Genomic DNA, 16,957 nt, shown 5'->3' with positions numbered 1-16,957 from the left:
CCTATAATATTTCTCATTTGGATTATCATATCATATTGATTTCAAACTTTCATCTAAAAATATGAATTTAACAACAATAAATACAATTTTAACCATTTCTTTCTATATCTTCCTCCTAAAAAATGAAAAAAATGGACCAAATCTACATAATTGTAAATTCAGTCCACTCTATATAACGTTATTGTTTTCTTAATCAACCATAGAATCCTTGACTTCAAAAGGAATCTCATGTTCTATTGCATACAGATGCGCGTAGGAATCTTTCTCACCGCAAATCGTCAGCTTCTTACATCCAACAAATGCATCCGGTGCAATGGAAGATGTCTTGACTCCAATAAATACTTTTTCCAGCATGCTGCAATTAGCAAATGCCCTTTTTCTAATATGAGTAACATTTTCTCCAATAAAAACTTCCTTTAGATTTTTTTGCTTTTGTGCCGCCTTTGCTTCCACTGAGATTACCGGTCTTTCAGCAATTATATCCGGAATGACCACTTTTCTGCTACTTCCCTTCTTGCATTTGATTTCCTGGATTCTTGCATAATCCTTATATACTTTCAATTCAAATGGATCCTGATCCACTACGACAAATGCTTTTTTCATGATCATATCCACAATCTCATCGAAGGAATCCCCAAAAATTGGTCCATTACTAACCTGATGAAGAGCAAGTTGTGCATACCAGGTGTTAAATTCAATCAATACTGGTTCTCCCTGCTCATCTACGGTAATGTCCCAGGCAATGGTTCCAAACATCGGAAGCTTTTTATGCATCGTATCTGCCATTTTTAACACTTTATCATAAGATGGTATCTTGGTTCCTAAGAATACACAGCCACTTGGATGCTTTTCATACATATTTCCCATTTTATCAATGGCATATTTCGTACAACGTCCAGATGCATCGATTCCACAGGCAATTCCGCCAAAGGATAAATTATCTACCCTTGCCTCTCCAATTCCCATTCGAAGCACGGCAGATAACGGCCTGACTGTTCCATTTACCAGGTATGTCATCAAACGAATGGTATTGATGGATTTTGGAGAAATTGCAGCCAGATCCGGGTGTTGTTTAATCGCCTGCTGTACAATAAAGTTTTTATGATATGGCTTCAATGCCTGCTCCACTTCTTCTCTTGTAATATTGGCATGCAAAAACTCCACGCCGACGCCTCCTGATGTTCCCCTGGACGGCTTGATGACCATCTCTCCTGGGTACTCTGCACACAACTGGATAAATGCCTCCTGGTCAATCATCTCATAATTGGCGTCATAATAATAACCACATATGTTCATTGCAATGGTTTTTGCCTGATGAACCTCCGGAAAAAGCTTAGACAAGTAGTTTTTATCCTTATATGAGGTATATTTGGTATCATTAAAGATATCGACATAAAAATAATAATGAAAGCAGTTATCAATAAATCTTGGGTCCTCGATTCCTGTTCTTGCATAGTAGAACTGATGCCATCCAACATCTGGTCGGTACAACCCATTCGTTTTTTCATCCCAAAATCTGTAAATATCATCAATCTGCTCAGCAGTCAACTCCTTATCCTCATCCCTTAGCATTGGTATCAGACGCTTATTATGCTGAAAGGCTACTTTACGTGCAAATTCTTTCTTTTTTCCAATCAACTCCTGTAATTTCTGAACCCCTTTGGGTGGGACGTAACGATTTGGATCTATTATAATTTCTTTTGCTGCCGGCTGTTCCTTTCGTATCTTCACTTCTTTGTTTTTTACGCTTTTCGGTCGATTGTCCACCTTTTTATTTTTATCAAATAACTTTCGAATTTTTTTCTTTATACCCTTTTTCATATTCTCCACCTGTTTCTATCTTCTTATATTGGCATATGACGAACTGCAATATGATATTTTCTGGCATAAGAATCTGCATAAGAATCCTTCTCACAATAAATCGTCAGTTCTTCACATCCATGAAATGCACATCTTCCAATCTTCTCCACGCTTTTCGGAATTTTTATGCTTTGCAGTCTTTTACAATTACAAAAGGCATAGCTTCCAATGTATGTCAATGATTTCGGAAGAATCACACCTGTCATCCTTTCGCAATTTTCGAATGTTCTTCTTCCAATCCGCTCTAATCCTTTGAATAAACGGACGCTTTCTAGTGTATGGAAATTTTTAAATGCCTTTGGTCCCAAGTATGTAATCTGTCCGCTGATGTAAATAATTCTGGTAATGTCATTGCTATGCTGATCATTATAGATATGAGTCAGTGGAATATCTCCAACCATTCCATCGATTTTTACGACTTCTGTCTCCGCACGCAAAGAAACCAGCTTCATTGCATCTTTATATTTCCGAAACATTCCCCGATAGGTAGAAATACAGTTCCGATATTTAATTTCATTCCATTTCTGCATGAAAAAGCTTTTCTGCGAAGAAGCTTTCTGCTCCTTTGATTCTTTGGAGCATAATTCCTGAATCCTCTTATCTTTTCGCTCTTCCTGTTGTTTTAGAAGCTTAAGTGCTTCTTTTTTCAATGGATAATCCAGATCAAATATCGCCTCTTGATTTTGCAAAAGTTCCTTGACTTTTCCCTCAACTGGCTTCATCCTTCGCTGTATCTCGTCATTCAATGGCAACTGATCGTTCATTGGTACAACCGTAAATGGGATTCCCTGTATATCTTTGAAAATCCTACATGGAATAAATGCAATTTCGGATGTGACCCTTCCATCCATCCTCTTTAGATTCAATCGACAGATTACCGGATACTGGGTATCCATGCTTGACTTTCTCAAATTCATATGCGTCAGGAGATTTCCCATGGAATAAATAACTGGTGTTCCATTGCGATACTCAAATTTCTGTACGACATGAGAGTGTGAACCTGCGATCAGATCATAACCAATTTCTGTCAGTTCATCAGCCATATTCATTTGCTTTTTCGACAGTTTATCCGTATATTCTTTTCCCCAATGAGGAAAGCATATGGTATATTCTGCCCCTTGCTCTTTCATCTTTTTATAGATCTGCTCTGCTGCCTGTCTTCGATAGGTATTCAATAATATATTCTTTCCAGATTTCTTCATATTGGCCTGCATAGAATTATAGGTAAGCGAGAAGGCAGTAAAACCAATTTTGAATCCACATATATCTACGAGAACAAACTTATCCCCTTCTTCTATAAAGGTTCCTGTCTGGATAAAATGAAACTTTCTTGTATTTTCAATCGTTTCATACAACCCTCTTACTCCTGCATCGATGGTATGGTTGTTGGCAGTGGTCAGCATATCAAATCCAGCATACTTTAAGGCATCTAAATACTCAATGGGCGCATTACAATAAAATGGTCCTTCGTGAGTCAAAATCTCTCCACGATAAGGTGCCGTATGAGAGATCGGCGTTTCCAGATTACCAGCCGTAAAATCTGCCGCACAAAGCAATGGTCTGATATAATCAAAGCACATCTTAAAATCATATCCGCCTTCTTTTTTTCGATAACCCTCTATCAAATTCTCCTGACAAAGCAAATCTCCTGACAACAATATGGAAATCTCATCTTTCGCTCCCTGTCTGGACTTCCATATACCATCTGCTATATCATATCTACTTTCTCTGGCATATTTCTTTTCATCTATCCAAAAAAGAGGCCTGTTCTTACGCAATCGATAACTTGGAGCTTTATATTCATATTTTTCAATATCAAATTTCTCCATATTCCCCCTCCTAAAATTTCCCTTATTTATACCAAGTATAAACTTTTTGAAAAGAACTGTATGCCTTAACAAGATGAACTTTTCCTTAACTAAACTTTTAGATTTAGAAACTCAATCTATGCAATAAAAAAGAAGATTGCCCTGATAAATACCAAATCTATCCAGACAATCTTCCATGAAGTTATATTTTATTAATTTTCTGCAATATAATCTTTCTTTAATGAAAACCCTGTTTTTTTCCAGGAACCGGTAACCTTTAGTAAGATTAAATATACGATCAATGAAATTGCTATGCCGCCTAATGCCACTGGCATCGTAATCGTACCAAGTCCAACTAGTGTCATTAAGATCAATACAGGAGAATTTGCCATCATCGCCACATTCATCATTCCAAGCTCCATAGTCGTTTGAGTTCTCAACTGAGAATCCACCATACGGACCAAAGCCACTCCACTTGGAACGGTTCCCGTGCAAGTTCCATAAATTCCCAATACTCTTTCAAAGTCATGATCACTTCCCAGTCTGGAACCAAAATAATAACTGATGGCAAAGGTCACCAATGCACAAACGATGCATTCGATCATAATCGGAATCAACCAGCTTCCAATCGTGCTGATCTGCACTGCCATAAAAGCACATACTACCAGATAATCTGAAGTAAATCCCGTTACCTTACTCATCAATGGACTGCTGATCAGATAATAGACACCCAGCTTTTTCATTATCGCCTTGATTATACTAGCCGCTATCATCCCCCATAAAAAGGTCATTGCAGCAAACGTTTCTCCGATTGCTGGAATCCGTGCTACCACTGATGCCATACCAAGTCCTAAAAGATAACTAATGCAAATGACTGCTAGATGTACTGACAAAGATTCAATATTAGCACTATGGGTAGTTATCGTTCCCATAGATTCCTTCTGTTCCGTTTCATATAAGATTCCACGTTCCACCGTCTCGTTGATCTCTGTTTTATACTTTGTATACCCCTTTTTCATTCCATACTTTGCAAGGGGCACTCCAATTAAAAATGCAAAGATAAATCCAATGACCGCAAAACTGATCGCCACCATATCTGCATTCTGGTAGCCATACATATCAGAGAAGATAGTTCCATAAGTAGCTGCCTGCCCTGGTCCCTGGCAAAATCCAAATGGGATCAAAATTCCATACATCGCATCCATACCAAAAGGCTTTCCGATGACCCCGATCAACAACACACCAATAATGGCTGTTAATCCATATAAAAAACTCCAGATGATACCCATGCCGACTGCTCCACGCACCATCCCACTTTCTTTTTTCTTTGTATTTTCTTCATTGGATGTAAGACCAATGGCAATGAAGGAAATCGTAAATAATACATTTACAATATCCGTATATACTTTTACATTTACACCACCCATATGAATATTGGGAGCTACCAGGTTCATAAAAATCAACCCTAAGACTCCTGCGATAACGCAAGTAGGTACCAGCATTTTTCTTAATGGCTTTACGTTTGCTCTTAAAAACAAGCCGACTATTATCATAATACTGGCCATAGCCAGTGCAATCATCGTTGTATTCATTTTTCCCTCCATATGATTTCTTATTTTAGATTTTAAAGTTATTTCTTAAATAAATCTTCTCCATTATAAAACAGATTAAGAATGAAAAATATGAATTCACTGGCAACATTTTCATTCATTCTATTTCACATCCGCCAATAGACGAGCTGACTGTATATACTGCCTAATTCTACTACAGACCTCTTCTTCTGATTCCAATACCATGTCCTGACGATGGTTCCATATTGTATGATAAAATTTTCCAAACATATCCCGGATCTGCTTATCATTCAAAACTAAAATATTATCATTGTAACATCCATTCTCCAATCTCAGATAGCAGATGGACGACGATAAGAACATACAAGGATTGGTAATGTATTGGAAATCCGTACTAAATCCGCCCTCAATCAACTTAATACTTACTTTTTTCTCACCCTGGAAAATCATCAGATAATATTCCAGAACCATTAATCTTTGCTCCACTGTCAACAAAACTTTGTGATTATAAAAATCCAGCTCTCCCGAAATGACAAAATCTGTAAATGCAGATTCATAAATCATAATCTGAATGGGACCAGTTTGTAAAATATGACTGGAAAAATTGTGAACTCGCTCCAGTTCTTCCTTCTTCCCATGCCATTCTTCTGGCAGCTGTTCCACAAGCTGACTAAATAATTCATCTGGCAGCAACAGCTCAGTAATATGTCCCAACAACCATTTTATATCCGTTGATATCATCAGCTGCATATATTCATGGTTCAGCAGCATTTCCCAGATGGATGATTTACGAAACGCCAGTGTTTCCTGGCAGCAAAACATGGTAATTCTTTGATATAATTCATTGACGGCTTCCAGATCTTCATTCCACTGAACTGCTAAGCACTCCCTATCATCTTCCTGCAGCATGCCGCTCAAACAAAAACGGTCTTTTGCCGCAAAAAGAAACTTTCCATACGCAGACAGCTGATCATACAGTCCAAAATTCACATGCGAAAAGCTGGTCAGCATATGAATCAGAAAAATAGAATCATACACACTATCTGCTTTTTCCTGCCTAACTACAGGATTGGCGTTAAAAATCATGGTAAACTCTACATTGGGATACTTCTCTTCCATCAGAAAATGCCCTTTCTCAATGCCTGCAAAAAGGAGCCTGCTTTCCCTGTCTAAAGAAAACAAATCGATCACTGCTGCAATCTTGATGCTTCCCTTCCTGTCATCATGAAAAAATCTCACATCTTCGATCAATCTTCTCATAGGCATATGCATCTTCAAAATCTGTTTTCCGTTCTTTCCTGATTTTTTTAATTCTTCTCCCTTACTCTCATAATATGCCTGCAATAGCTTCTCATAAAGCTTATCCTGCAATTCCTCTTCGTCTGCCGACTCATTTAACATCAGCATCTTTTCTTTTTTCTCTTCTGATAACCCTTTCACCACGCATGCTGATATAGCCCTTGTTATCTGATCAATGCTTTTTTCCGATGGCAAAAGCCGCCCGGTCACCCATTTACTAATATATGACACATCATATTGAAGTACCTCTGATAATGTCAGATTCTTAATTCCCGCCTCTGCCATCAGTTCCTGCAGCAGCATGCTGTAACGATTCCTATTCTTCATTCTCTTTTATTCTTCCGCCTTTTTCTATTTTCTTTTGCTCCGGACCTTTGTAACTGGCTTATCATGGATATATTCTGGAATTTCTTCATGTTTTCTAAGTCCGGTACATTCTATGATCTCCACATGATCTGCATATTCTTTATAGGTATAATCCATATTCGCTCTGATACGATAAAACTTTTTCAGGAGATACATATCCAGGACTTCTTCCGTCAAGTCTCCAAATAAAGGACCTGTGACCAGCTGATGCATCCAGATAGCTCCTCCATAATTGGCTTCGATCAATACTGGCTCTCCATCCTCGCCAATTGCAATATCCCAGGAAATCAACTTCATCTTCGGTGTCTGCAGATGTGCCTCCTTTGCAAGCTCTACAACCTTATCAAAAGACGGAATCTGAATTGTCTCTGATACATCTACGCCAGATGGCAGTGAGGTAACCTTTTCCATCTTCACATTCAATGCATATGGCAGCGATTGCCCATTCTTACAAATTCCAAGAATACATCCTCCATGCTTATAGTTATCTACTCTCACACCCTGACTTCCAACCTTTACTACAGCCGCTAGCAATACTACCTGTCTTTTTCGCAAATAAGTAGTCACTCGTACAGTATTGACTGTGCTTGGATTTAATCTATTCATAAACGGATGCTGCTTTAACGCCTCCTGAACCATCATAAGCTTGGGAATTTTCTTAAATTCTTCTCGCAATCTTTCCTCGTTGGCCTCTGATAAAAATACAACTCCGGCACCTCCGGATCTTCCACTTGGTTTGATGACAATTTCTGTTGTTTTCAATCGTTGCAAACAAATCTTCAAAGCAGTATTTAAGGATATCCAATTATAATTTGCATCATAATAAATCCCCTCAATCTTTCTCACCACAGTAACCGGCTGTTTGATATTGTCATAAATCTTAGCCAGATATGCCTTATTCTGAAAAGCAGTACGGTATGATGGATCCGTCATATAATGTTCCAGGTACTGACTCCGCAGTCCATGCGGCAGATACCTTGGGTCAAACGTTCCTGTTCGATTCATGTAAATCTGAAACGTATCATAGTTAGGTACATATGCGAATTCATATTTCTTCCAGAAAGCATCAATCTCCTTCTTTTGCTCCTCCGTCAATTCGATATCATCTTTTTTGGAAAATTTTTGATCCTTTCTGGCCAGATTTGCGACTCTCTTATCAAACTCACGCTCTCTTTCCGTAATTTCCTTACATTCAATGTACCTATTGATTCTCTTGTGTATGTTCCTGGTTACTCTCATCTTCTATCTCCATTCCTTAACTGTTATTTTTATTTTTCTAAATGACACTTAAGATTATTAATACAATTGTAACATTTAATATGATTTGTGTAAATTATTTTTTACTACTCCGTAATATTTTCACAAAACTTTCACATACAAGCAGACGAACAAAATGAAGCATACACCACAAAAAGAGCTGCTGTTGGAAAAGAAAAACTTTTCCTACAACAACTCTTTTGATCAATCCGTATTTTTCATTTCTAAGCCTCGTCAATGGCCTTTCCAATATCATTTCTCTTATATTTATTTGCAAAAGAAACCAATTCTGTCGCTGCATATGCATTGGCTCTTGCCTCAACTAAATCCTTTCCCTTTGCTGTTACGCCAAGAACACGTCCTCCGTTGGTGACCAATTTACCATCGCTGAACTTGGTTCCTGCATGGAAGACATGATATCCTTCTTTCGCATTTACATCTTCAATTCCTGTAATCTCAAATCCCTTGTCGTATTTTTCTGGATAACCATCAGATGCTAATACAACACACACTGCTGCATTATCTTCGAATTCCAGATCAATCTCATCCAATCGTCCATCAATACAAGCTTCAAATACTTCTACAATATCGTTCTTCATTCTTGGAAGCACTACCTGTGCTTCTGGATCCCCAAAACGAGCATTGTATTCTAATACCTTTGGTCCATCTTCTGTTAACATCAGTCCGGTAAATAATACACCAGTAAATGGGCGTCCTTCTGCTGCCATGGCATCGATGGTTGGCTGATATACGTATGTTTCACAAAATTCTTCTACTTCCTTTGTATAGAATGGACTTGGAGAAAATGTTCCCATACCACCAGTATTTAAGCCCTGATCGCCATCTTTGGCACGCTTATGATCCTGTGCAGAAGTCATGCATTTTACGGTCTTTCCATCGCAAAATGCCAATACAGACACCTCACGTCCTGTCATAAATTCTTCAATAACGATGGTATCTCCAGCAGTACCAAACTGCTTATCTAACATTAATGTCTTTACTCCTTCTTTTGCCTCTTCTAACGTATTGCAGATCAATACACCTTTTCCAAGTGCCAGTCCATCTGCCTTCAATACGATTGGCATCTTAGCAGTTTCTAAATATGCCAATGCTTCCTCTGGAGAAGTAAAATTCTCATAAGCAGCTGTTGGAATGTGATATTTCTTCATTAAGTCTTTGGAAAATGCCTTAGAGCCTTCAATAATCGCTGCATTGGCTCTTGGTCCAAATACTCTTAAACCTTCTTTTTCAAATACATCGACCACACCACCTACTAATGGATCATCCATTCCGATCACAGTCAGGTCGATTTCCTTTTCCTTTGCAAATTGTGCCAGCTTATCAAATTCCATTGCACCGATTTCTACACATTCTGCGTATTCAGAAATACCTGCATTTCCAGGTGCACAATAAATCTTATCTACCTTTGGACTTTTGGCAACGGCCCATGCAATGGCATGTTCTCTTCCGCCGCTTCCGACAATTAATACTTTCATATGCTTTTCCTTTCTCAAAATCATTTCTTTACGACTTTTCCATCTACAACTGTAATTCTTCCATTGGCTATATCATCGATGGCCTTTGGCATGATCACCCATTCTGCCTGTTCCATAATTCTCTTCTGCAGAACCTCAGGTGTATCGTCCTCTTCAATATAAACTGCCTTTTGATCGATGATCGGTCCAGTATCCGTCCCAGCATCTACAAAGTGTACCGTTGCCCCGGATACCTTGACACCTCTCTCCAATGCCTTTTCATGCACCTTCAGCCCATAATAGCCAGTTCCACAAAAAGATGGAATCAGAGATGGATGAATATTTATGATACGATTTTCAAAAGCATTGATGATTTTCTCAGGAATGACTACCAAACACCCTGCCAATACGATCAGGTCGATCTTTCTAGAAACCAGTTCTTCATATAACGCTTCATTAAAAGCATCTCTTGTCTCAAAATCCTTTGGAGAGATGGCCTTTGCTTCAATCCCATGCTTCGCAGCACGTTCCAGAGCAAATGCATTCTTATTATTGCTGATGACCACATCAATTTCTGCATTGGTAATGGCTCCATTGTCAATGGCATCCATGATAGCCTGAAGATTAGTTCCACCTCCAGAAACTAAAACTGCCAGTCTTAGCATAATGTAACTCCTTTTTCTCCTGCTTTGATTTCACCAACAACACAGGCTTTGTCTCCTGTTGATTCAAATGCTTTAATCGTTTTCTCAACATCTGCAGGATCTACAACCACCATCATACCGATTCCCATATTATAAGTATTGTACATCATTTCCTCTGCAATATTTCCTTCTTTTGCTAATAATTGAAAGATTGCAGGCACTTCATAAGAATCTTTATGTACTACCGCATGTACACCTTCTGGAAGCATTCTTGGAATATTCTCATAGAATCCACCACCAGTAATATGGCTGCATCCTTTTACTGTAACGCCTGCATTTTTTACTGCCTTTAATCCCTTTACATAGATTCTTGTAGGTTCTAATAAAGCTTCTCCTAATGTCTTTCCTAATTCATCGTAATAGGTATTTAAAGATTCTTCTGTCATCTCAAATACTTTTCTTACAAGGGAGAATCCATTGCTATGTACCCCACTAGAAGCGATTCCGACAATGATATCTCCGTCTTTTATGTTTTCTCCTGTGATCATGTCTTTACGGTCTACCACACCAACTGCAAATCCAGCCAGATCATATTCATCCTCTGGCATTAATCCTGGATGTTCTGCTGTCTCACCACCTACCAGTGCCGCATCAGACTGTAAACACCCCTGTGCCACACCGCTTACGATGGAAGCAATCTTTTCTGGATAATTTTTGCCACATGCAATATAGTCCAGGAAGAATAAAGGTTCTCCACCTGAGCAGGCGATATCATTGACACACATTGCAACAGCATCAATACCAATGGTATCATGCTTATCCATAATAAATGCCAGTTTTACTTTTGTACCACAACCATCGGTACCTGATAATAATACAGGTTCTTCCATCTCTTTGATACCTGCAAGATCAAATGCACCTGCAAATCCACCGATATTTCCTAAAACCTCTGGACGCATAGTAGCCTGTACGTGCTTCTTCATTAATTCTACTGATCTGTACCCTGCTTCAATATCAACTCCGGCTTTTTTGTAATCCATGTATAAATCCTCCTAATTATCTGAGTTAAAACAACAATCTATTTATGTGCAGCAATCATTAACGATATTCTTTGTATCCTACCTGATCTAGTTTTTCTGCTTTTTTTACCACTTCTTCCTTCATATCATTAGCGTAATCCTTGATCTTTGCCAATAATTCGTCATCAGAAGTAGCAAGAATCTGTGCTGCAAGAATTCCGGCATTCTTTCCACCATTGATCGCAACCGTTGCAACCGGTACTCCAGAAGGCATCTGCACGATAGAATAAAGAGAATCAACTCCTCCTAAATCAGATGTTTTCATTGGAATTCCGATCACAGGCATTTTAAATAATGCGGCACACATACCTGGCAGGTGTGCTGCCTTTCCTGCTCCTGCAATAATTACCTTAATTCCTCTTTCTTCTGCCCCCTTTGCCCATTCAAAAAAGATATCTGGTTCTCTGTGTGCAGAAATAATGGTCATTTCAAAATCAATTCCAAACTGCTCTAAAACTGCTGCTGCCTGACTCATGATAGGCATATCAGAATCGCTTCCCATCACAATACCAACTTTTGCCATTGCTAATTCTCCTTTTCTTCTATTAAATCATATCGATAATACAAACTATTTCTCAATCATTCTACTAATTCTTTTCCATTTCGTCAAGGAAAGGTTGATTCAAAGCCTCCGTTCCCGGTAAAACAAACCTTCCATTCTGGATAATAACTGTACTGCTGCCGTCCTTTCCAATGGCTGTAATACTTCCAATTTCCTCATATGGAATGGTAATGTCTGTATGACAATGAAAATAAGCCTTTTTTATATCCTCTTTTCTTAGAATGGAACATTCGTTGTCCTTAGCTACGATTTCTTTGCCATCAGGATTATATACCCTTGTCTCCTCACAATAGCTGTAGCATGTATCTCCCACCGCAAAATGTGGTCCCATCTTCTCTACGATCAGAATCGGAAGCTTATAGACAATATCATATCGATGTGCCATAACATACGCTGTCGTATTCGTTCCAATGGCAAACTCTCCAATTGGCAGCGTCTCTTGGTTATAAAGAACATTCTCTTTGATATATTTCTTATTTTCTTCTTCTGTTTCAAAATTTTTGCAGGTATAGTCCTTAATCATTCCATCTTCAAAGGTTATGGCAAGATCTTTATATTTTAATTCATTTAAATATACTTCGCTGACATGTAAAATCCCATTGGTACCAGACAATCTTGGTGAGGTAAAAACTTCCCCTACCGGAATATTCACATCTGCCAGACAATTTTCGAAATTAGTCTCCCTATCTGGATTCTTTCTTTCCTGCATCTGCACACGGATATCTGTCTGATTGGCTCCTTTTCCCTGTACCCATACCTCCTTGGCCTGATCCAGGGCATCGATCAGCTTTTGCTGAATCTCCCGATACAAATCCTTATCCAGTGTATTCACTTTTATGATTTCCCGGAAGATTTCTTCATATTGATCACCAATTTCCGGCATTGGATAAGCAATGATTGTAAAGCTTCTTTCCTCTGGACGAATATACTCATTGACAATCTGATTGGATTGACTACGGTACTGTACCTCCAACTGCTCCTGCGCCTCACTATAGGTATAGACTTCCTGCTTGTTGACTGGCTCAAATGGTGTCTCTCCAAAGATTTCCATGCAGGCTGGTCCACCAAATACTTCTGCCTCCGCCTTATATTCCTCGTAGGCTGCTCTTAAATTCTCAAGCTTTCTTGTAACAAAGGATTTATCCAGATAAATGGCACCATCACATCTGTGATCGAATTCATACTGTTTATTAGGGCTGGTGGATACATAACCGATTTTGATCATCTGACGTTTATTAATGCTATGAACGGCGCTGCGATAAATTACCGGCTCCAGACCCATGGCAGCAAACTGACCAATGGCAGACCGAATAATTCTTTCAAATCCTATAGAATACCGAATATTTACCAGTTTTTTCTTACTGATATCCATCCCATTTGCCGCAAATCCTTCTCGATAGCCCTCCGTGTAAACAGCTGCAATTGCGTCTATCTCTTCTTGAGAAAATGTATTTAAAAACTCTGCCGTCTTCCGTTCATTTTCAGATATATATTCTCCATACTGATACAAATAACGAAGATCACTAAGATCTGAATCCATAATAATGCTTGTAGCAAAATTAAGATCTGTATCTAACTGTTCCCTCGTCCGATACATCATCATCACATCGCTGTAATCGCTGACATACCAGTAAACCGCTTCTTTTACCTTCCGATAAGTAACCTTTTCCTGCTCAAACAGGTTATAGATTTCGATAAATAACTCATTCACAATGGTCATATCAAACAAACGCTGTTCGTAGGCGAAGACAATCTCACCTCGAAGCTCCGTGTACAGAAAGCTTAAGATCTTACCGAAAGTTTCACCTAGCACTGACACTGCATAAGACGGATTTCCATAGCTTTTGTCGTAGTGCTCTTGTAAAATATCCCAATACAATTCTTCATTAAATCTGCTGCATTTTTCCAATGTCCAGTTTTTCATCTCTCCTGCAGCAACTATACGATATAAGTCGTTCATTTTCAGCAGAAAACCGGCCATGGTTCGAAAATAGGACCGATAAGGCTCTGCTACCGTCTCCTCCTGATTCATTTCGGCGATACGCTGCAAGGTCAGTTCATATCGCTCTTTCATCTGTTCATTTTCTTCTTTGAATGTTTCATGATAATCCATGAATGTCCTCCTAAATTCCCATGATAAATATCACTATTAAGATCAGTATTAACATACTGTTGACTGCCAGTCCGGCTATTTTTGCACTCATCTTGCCTCCCGGTTGACACAGTCCCACATAAGCATAGTATTCCCCTACGATTGCCGCTAATATGAGCATCCATCCGAAAAATCCAAGATAACTACCACCGTTTCCCTGCTGCTTAAAAGAAATCCATACCAAAGCTGCAAATACAGCCAATCCCAAAACTCCGCATGCCATGGAAAGCTTTGATTCTTTTAAAATACTTTCTCCGGTAGGACGATACTTTTCATCTAAAAAACTCTTTCTCATATTGCCTCCTAAATAATGAGAAACAGACGAAAATCGCCTGTTTCTTCTCTAAAACATAATATCTACTTTTGCTTTTAATAATTTTGCTCCCTGAATAATCGTAAGAGTGCCTAAAATAATTCCTACTACAATCTCAATAATACCGATTGCAATGCCAAAGCCGCCTGCACGTCCTAATTTCTTGTATAATTTTTCGTTCATGGCTCCTCCTGTTCTTTGTTCTGGATGTCTATTTTGCTACTCCATATTTTTCATAATATGCATCAATTGCTGCTTTTAATGTATCATCAATAATAACTTTTCCTTTATAAGGCTTATTATACAGATGTTCTACTACTTCTGCCATGGTAACGATTGCTGTGGTCTCCAATCCATATGTTTCATGAATTTCATCTAAAGCACTCTTTTCTCCCTGTCCACGTTCCATACGGTCTACAGATACTACCAGACCTAACACATCTACATCGCCCTGTGCCTTTACGATCGGAAGTGTTTCTTTAATAGATGTTCCTGCAGTTGTTACATCTTCAATAATGATCACTTTATCTCCATCTTCAATCGGACTTCCCAGTAAGATTCCCTTATCACCATGGTCTTTTACCTCTTTACGGTTGGCACAGTAACGGACATCTTTCTCATACATATCAGAAATTGCCATAGTTGCTGCTACGCTTAATGGAATTCCCTTATAAGCAGGTCCAAATAATACATCGAAATCCAAACCAAATTTATTATGAATAGCAGTTGCGTAATACTCGCCCAATTTCTTTAACTGTGCTCCTGTACGATAGAAGCCGGTATTTACGAAAAATGGTGTATTTCTGCCACTTTTTGTTACAAAATCACCAAATTTTAATACGTTACAATCGATCATAAATTCAATAAACTCTTTCTTATACTGTTCCATTGTCTTTCTCCTTTTATTTTACAATTCCAATCAGATCATTAATATCTTCTACTTTATGGCGCTTCATATAATCCTCAATTCCCGCAATGACTTCCATAGTAGTCTGAGGATTTACAAAGTTACAGGTTCCCACGGAAACTGCAGTAGCACCAGCCAGGATAAATTCCAGGGCATCTGCTGCTGTACGGATTCCACCCATGCCGATGATCGGAATCTTCACTGCATTGGCTACCTGATATACCATACGAACCGCTACCGGCTTAATGGCAGGTCCGGAAAGTCCACCAGTCTTATTGGCAAGGACAAACGCCTGACGCTCCACATCGATCTTCATACCGGTCAATGTGTTGATCAAAGACACGGCATCCGCTCCTGCTGCCTCTGCCGCTCTTGCCATCTCGGTAATATCTGTGACATTTGGGCTCAATTTCATGATAATCGGCTGCTTTGCCTTTGCTTTTACCGCTCTCGTAATATCGTATAATGCATCTGGATTCTGTCCGAATGCAATTCCGCCTTCTTTTACATTCGGGCAGGACACATTGATCTCCAGCATATCTACCGGCTCGTCTCCCAAACGTTCCACTACTTCCACATAATCTTCTGTTGTTTTTCCACATACATTGACTACAATGGTTGCATTTTGTGATTTTAAATACGGAATATCCCTTTTTACAAATACATCAATTCCAGGATTTTGAAGTCCAATAGCATTGAGCATACCACCATAGGTCTCTGCCACTCTCGGCGTTGGATTTCCTTCCCATGGAATATTAGCAACCCCTTTGGTAGTAACAGCACCCAACTTACTTAAATCCACAAATTCACTATACTCTGCTCCTGATCCAAAGGTACCGGATGCAACGGTAACTGGATTTTTCCATGTAACTCCTGCAATATTTACTGATAAGTTCATTAGATTTCTACCTCCCTTGCATCAAATACCGGACCATCTTTACAGATTCGCTTATTATGCACATGGGTATGTTCATCCTTTTCTTTGGATTTGCAGACGCAACCCAAACATGCACCAACACCGCATGCCATTCTCTCTTCCAGTGAAATCTGCGCCTCAATGCCCTTTTCTTCTGCATATGCTTTAATAGCACGAAGCATTGGCATCGGTCCACATGCGTAGATAATATCCCCTTCTACTCCATATTCCTTAATGGCATCCAGTACGGTTCCCTTTATACCTGCCGTTCCAAGATCGCTGGATACATAGACATCTCCCAGTGCTTCAAATTCTTCTTTTAAAAAGGTCTCATCGCGGTAACCAAGTACCATTGCTTTTTCGCAATTTAACTGCTTGGATAACTCGAGCATTGGCGGAATTCCAATTCCTCCACCAATCACAATGGCCTTCTTATCTTTTATGGTATATCCATTGCCCAAAGGTCCCATCACTTCCACCTTCGTTCCTGATACATATCCTGAGAATTCCTTCGTTCCTTCTCCTGCTATCCGGTATACAATTCTTAATTCTCCCTTTTCCGCATCAATTCCACAAATACTGATCGGTCTTGGAAGAAGCTTGCTTCCATCATTGCTGTAAACAGAAACAAACTGTCCCGGTCTGGCTTCCTTCGCCATCTCTCCAACCTTTAATGTCATATCATAAATGCCGGCTGCAATAGGCTTCTGTACTGCAACTTCAGCTGTAATCTTACTAATTCCCATCG

Annotated in this window: 15 protein-coding genes; all 15 read right to left on the bottom strand. The window is 39.1% G+C overall.

Translation table 11 applies throughout. The features are described 5' to 3' along the window. Window positions 1-189: 189 nt before the first annotated feature. Window positions 190-1,821: a sugar-transfer associated ATP-grasp domain-containing protein gene (locus tag BHF69_RS02105; protein ID WP_075669435.1), complete on the bottom strand. Its 1,632-nt coding sequence runs from the start codon at window positions 1,819-1,821 to the stop codon at window positions 190-192. A gap of 23 nt (window positions 1,822-1,844) precedes the next feature. Then, entirely contained in the window at window positions 1,845-3,689 is a 1,845-nt protein-coding gene (locus BHF69_RS02100; RefSeq protein ID WP_075669434.1) for a CapA family protein, read from the bottom strand. Between the two features lie 191 nt (window positions 3,690-3,880). After that, window positions 3,881-5,260, bottom strand: a complete 1,380-nt coding sequence (locus tag BHF69_RS02095) for a sodium/glutamate symporter (protein WP_158022540.1) — start codon at window positions 5,258-5,260, stop codon at window positions 3,881-3,883. Between the two features lie 120 nt (window positions 5,261-5,380). Continuing rightward, window positions 5,381-6,865 carry a hypothetical protein gene (locus BHF69_RS02090; RefSeq protein WP_143249459.1) on the bottom strand — a complete coding sequence of 495 codons (1,485 nt, stop codon included), beginning with the start codon at window positions 6,863-6,865 and terminating at the stop codon, window positions 5,381-5,383. 24 nt (window positions 6,866-6,889) lie between these two features. After that, on the bottom strand, window positions 6,890-8,143 hold the full coding sequence (locus BHF69_RS02085; protein WP_075669432.1) for a sugar-transfer associated ATP-grasp domain-containing protein: 1,254 nt from the start codon (window positions 8,141-8,143) through the stop codon (window positions 6,890-6,892). Window positions 8,144-8,385: 242 nt separating this feature from the next. Then, window positions 8,386-9,657: a phosphoribosylamine--glycine ligase gene (gene purD, locus BHF69_RS02080; RefSeq protein WP_075669832.1), complete on the bottom strand. Its 1,272-nt coding sequence runs from the start codon at window positions 9,655-9,657 to the stop codon at window positions 8,386-8,388. Window positions 9,658-9,677: 20 nt separating this feature from the next. Next, entirely contained in the window at window positions 9,678-10,301 is a 624-nt protein-coding gene (gene purN / locus BHF69_RS02075; protein ID WP_075669431.1) for a phosphoribosylglycinamide formyltransferase, read from the bottom strand. After that, the gene (gene purM, locus BHF69_RS02070) at window positions 10,295-11,320 is read right to left on the bottom strand and encodes a phosphoribosylformylglycinamidine cyclo-ligase (RefSeq protein ID WP_075669430.1); all 1,026 of its coding nucleotides are present in this window, start codon (window positions 11,318-11,320) and stop codon (window positions 10,295-10,297) included. The genes purN and purM overlap by 7 nt, the downstream gene beginning before the upstream one ends. Before the next feature lie 58 nt (window positions 11,321-11,378). Next, window positions 11,379-11,882: a 5-(carboxyamino)imidazole ribonucleotide mutase gene (purE, locus tag BHF69_RS02065; protein WP_075669429.1), complete on the bottom strand. Its 504-nt coding sequence runs from the start codon at window positions 11,880-11,882 to the stop codon at window positions 11,379-11,381. Window positions 11,883-11,946: 64 nt separating this feature from the next. After that, the gene (locus BHF69_RS02060) at window positions 11,947-14,034 is read right to left on the bottom strand and encodes an aminopeptidase (protein ID WP_083650954.1); all 2,088 of its coding nucleotides are present in this window, start codon (window positions 14,032-14,034) and stop codon (window positions 11,947-11,949) included. Window positions 14,035-14,044: 10 nt separating this feature from the next. Next, window positions 14,045-14,368: a hypothetical protein gene (locus tag BHF69_RS02055; protein WP_075669428.1), complete on the bottom strand. Its 324-nt coding sequence runs from the start codon at window positions 14,366-14,368 to the stop codon at window positions 14,045-14,047. A gap of 48 nt (window positions 14,369-14,416) precedes the next feature. Further along, complete coding sequence (locus tag BHF69_RS14235) at window positions 14,417-14,569, bottom strand: hypothetical protein (protein WP_192846979.1); 153 nt, start codon at window positions 14,567-14,569, stop codon at window positions 14,417-14,419. 28 nt (window positions 14,570-14,597) lie between these two features. Continuing rightward, window positions 14,598-15,275, bottom strand: coding sequence for an orotate phosphoribosyltransferase (gene pyrE, locus BHF69_RS02050; RefSeq protein WP_075669427.1), 678 nt, complete (start codon window positions 15,273-15,275; stop codon window positions 14,598-14,600). Window positions 15,276-15,288: 13 nt separating this feature from the next. Then, window positions 15,289-16,191 carry a dihydroorotate dehydrogenase gene (locus BHF69_RS02045; RefSeq protein ID WP_075669426.1) on the bottom strand — a complete coding sequence of 301 codons (903 nt, stop codon included), beginning with the start codon at window positions 16,189-16,191 and terminating at the stop codon, window positions 15,289-15,291. Next, complete coding sequence (locus BHF69_RS02040) at window positions 16,191-16,955, bottom strand: dihydroorotate dehydrogenase electron transfer subunit (RefSeq protein ID WP_075669425.1); 765 nt, start codon at window positions 16,953-16,955, stop codon at window positions 16,191-16,193. Before BHF69_RS02040 ends, BHF69_RS02045 begins: the two co-directional genes overlap by 1 nt. Window positions 16,956-16,957: the final 2 nt, after the last annotated feature.

The sequence above is a fragment of the Anaerostipes sp. 992a genome (assembly GCF_001940245.1).
Taxonomy (GTDB): Bacteria; Bacillota; Clostridia; order Lachnospirales; family Lachnospiraceae; genus Fimousia.
Note: the sequence above shows the minus strand (reverse complement) of the source record. Positions and strands in the feature narration are given on the sequence as shown.

Excerpts from the sequence above, each read along its gene's own strand:
- BHF69_RS02090 (WP_143249459.1), bottom strand. The coding sequence starts at position 6,865 with ATGAAGAATAGGAATCGTTACAGCATGCTGCTGCAGGAACTGATGGCA.
- BHF69_RS14235 (WP_192846979.1), bottom strand. The coding sequence starts at position 14,569 with ATGAACGAAAAATTATACAAGAAATTAGGACGTGCAGGCGGCTTTGGC.
- BHF69_RS02100 (WP_075669434.1), bottom strand. The coding sequence starts at position 3,689 with ATGGAGAAATTTGATATTGAAAAATATGAATATAAAGCTCCAAGTTAT.
- BHF69_RS02055 (WP_075669428.1), bottom strand. The coding sequence starts at position 14,368 with ATGAGAAAGAGTTTTTTAGATGAAAAGTATCGTCCTACCGGAGAAAGT.
- pyrE (WP_075669427.1), bottom strand. The coding sequence starts at position 15,275 with ATGGAACAGTATAAGAAAGAGTTTATTGAATTTATGATCGATTGTAAC.
- purN (WP_075669431.1), bottom strand. The coding sequence starts at position 10,301 with ATGCTAAGACTGGCAGTTTTAGTTTCTGGAGGTGGAACTAATCTTCAG.
- BHF69_RS02060 (WP_083650954.1), bottom strand. The coding sequence starts at position 14,034 with ATGGATTATCATGAAACATTCAAAGAAGAAAATGAACAGATGAAAGAG.
- purE (WP_075669429.1), bottom strand. The coding sequence starts at position 11,882 with ATGGCAAAAGTTGGTATTGTGATGGGAAGCGATTCTGATATGCCTATC.
- BHF69_RS02040 (WP_075669425.1), bottom strand. The coding sequence starts at position 16,955 with ATGGGAATTAGTAAGATTACAGCTGAAGTTGCAGTACAGAAGCCTATT.
- purD (WP_075669832.1), bottom strand. The coding sequence starts at position 9,657 with ATGAAAGTATTAATTGTCGGAAGCGGCGGAAGAGAACATGCCATTGCA.
- BHF69_RS02105 (WP_075669435.1), bottom strand. The coding sequence starts at position 1,821 with ATGAAAAAGGGTATAAAGAAAAAAATTCGAAAGTTATTTGATAAAAAT.
- BHF69_RS02085 (WP_075669432.1), bottom strand. The coding sequence starts at position 8,143 with ATGAGAGTAACCAGGAACATACACAAGAGAATCAATAGGTACATTGAA.
- BHF69_RS02045 (WP_075669426.1), bottom strand. The coding sequence starts at position 16,191 with ATGAACTTATCAGTAAATATTGCAGGAGTTACATGGAAAAATCCAGTT.
- purM (WP_075669430.1), bottom strand. The coding sequence starts at position 11,320 with ATGGATTACAAAAAAGCCGGAGTTGATATTGAAGCAGGGTACAGATCA.
- BHF69_RS02095 (WP_158022540.1), bottom strand. The coding sequence starts at position 5,260 with ATGAATACAACGATGATTGCACTGGCTATGGCCAGTATTATGATAATA.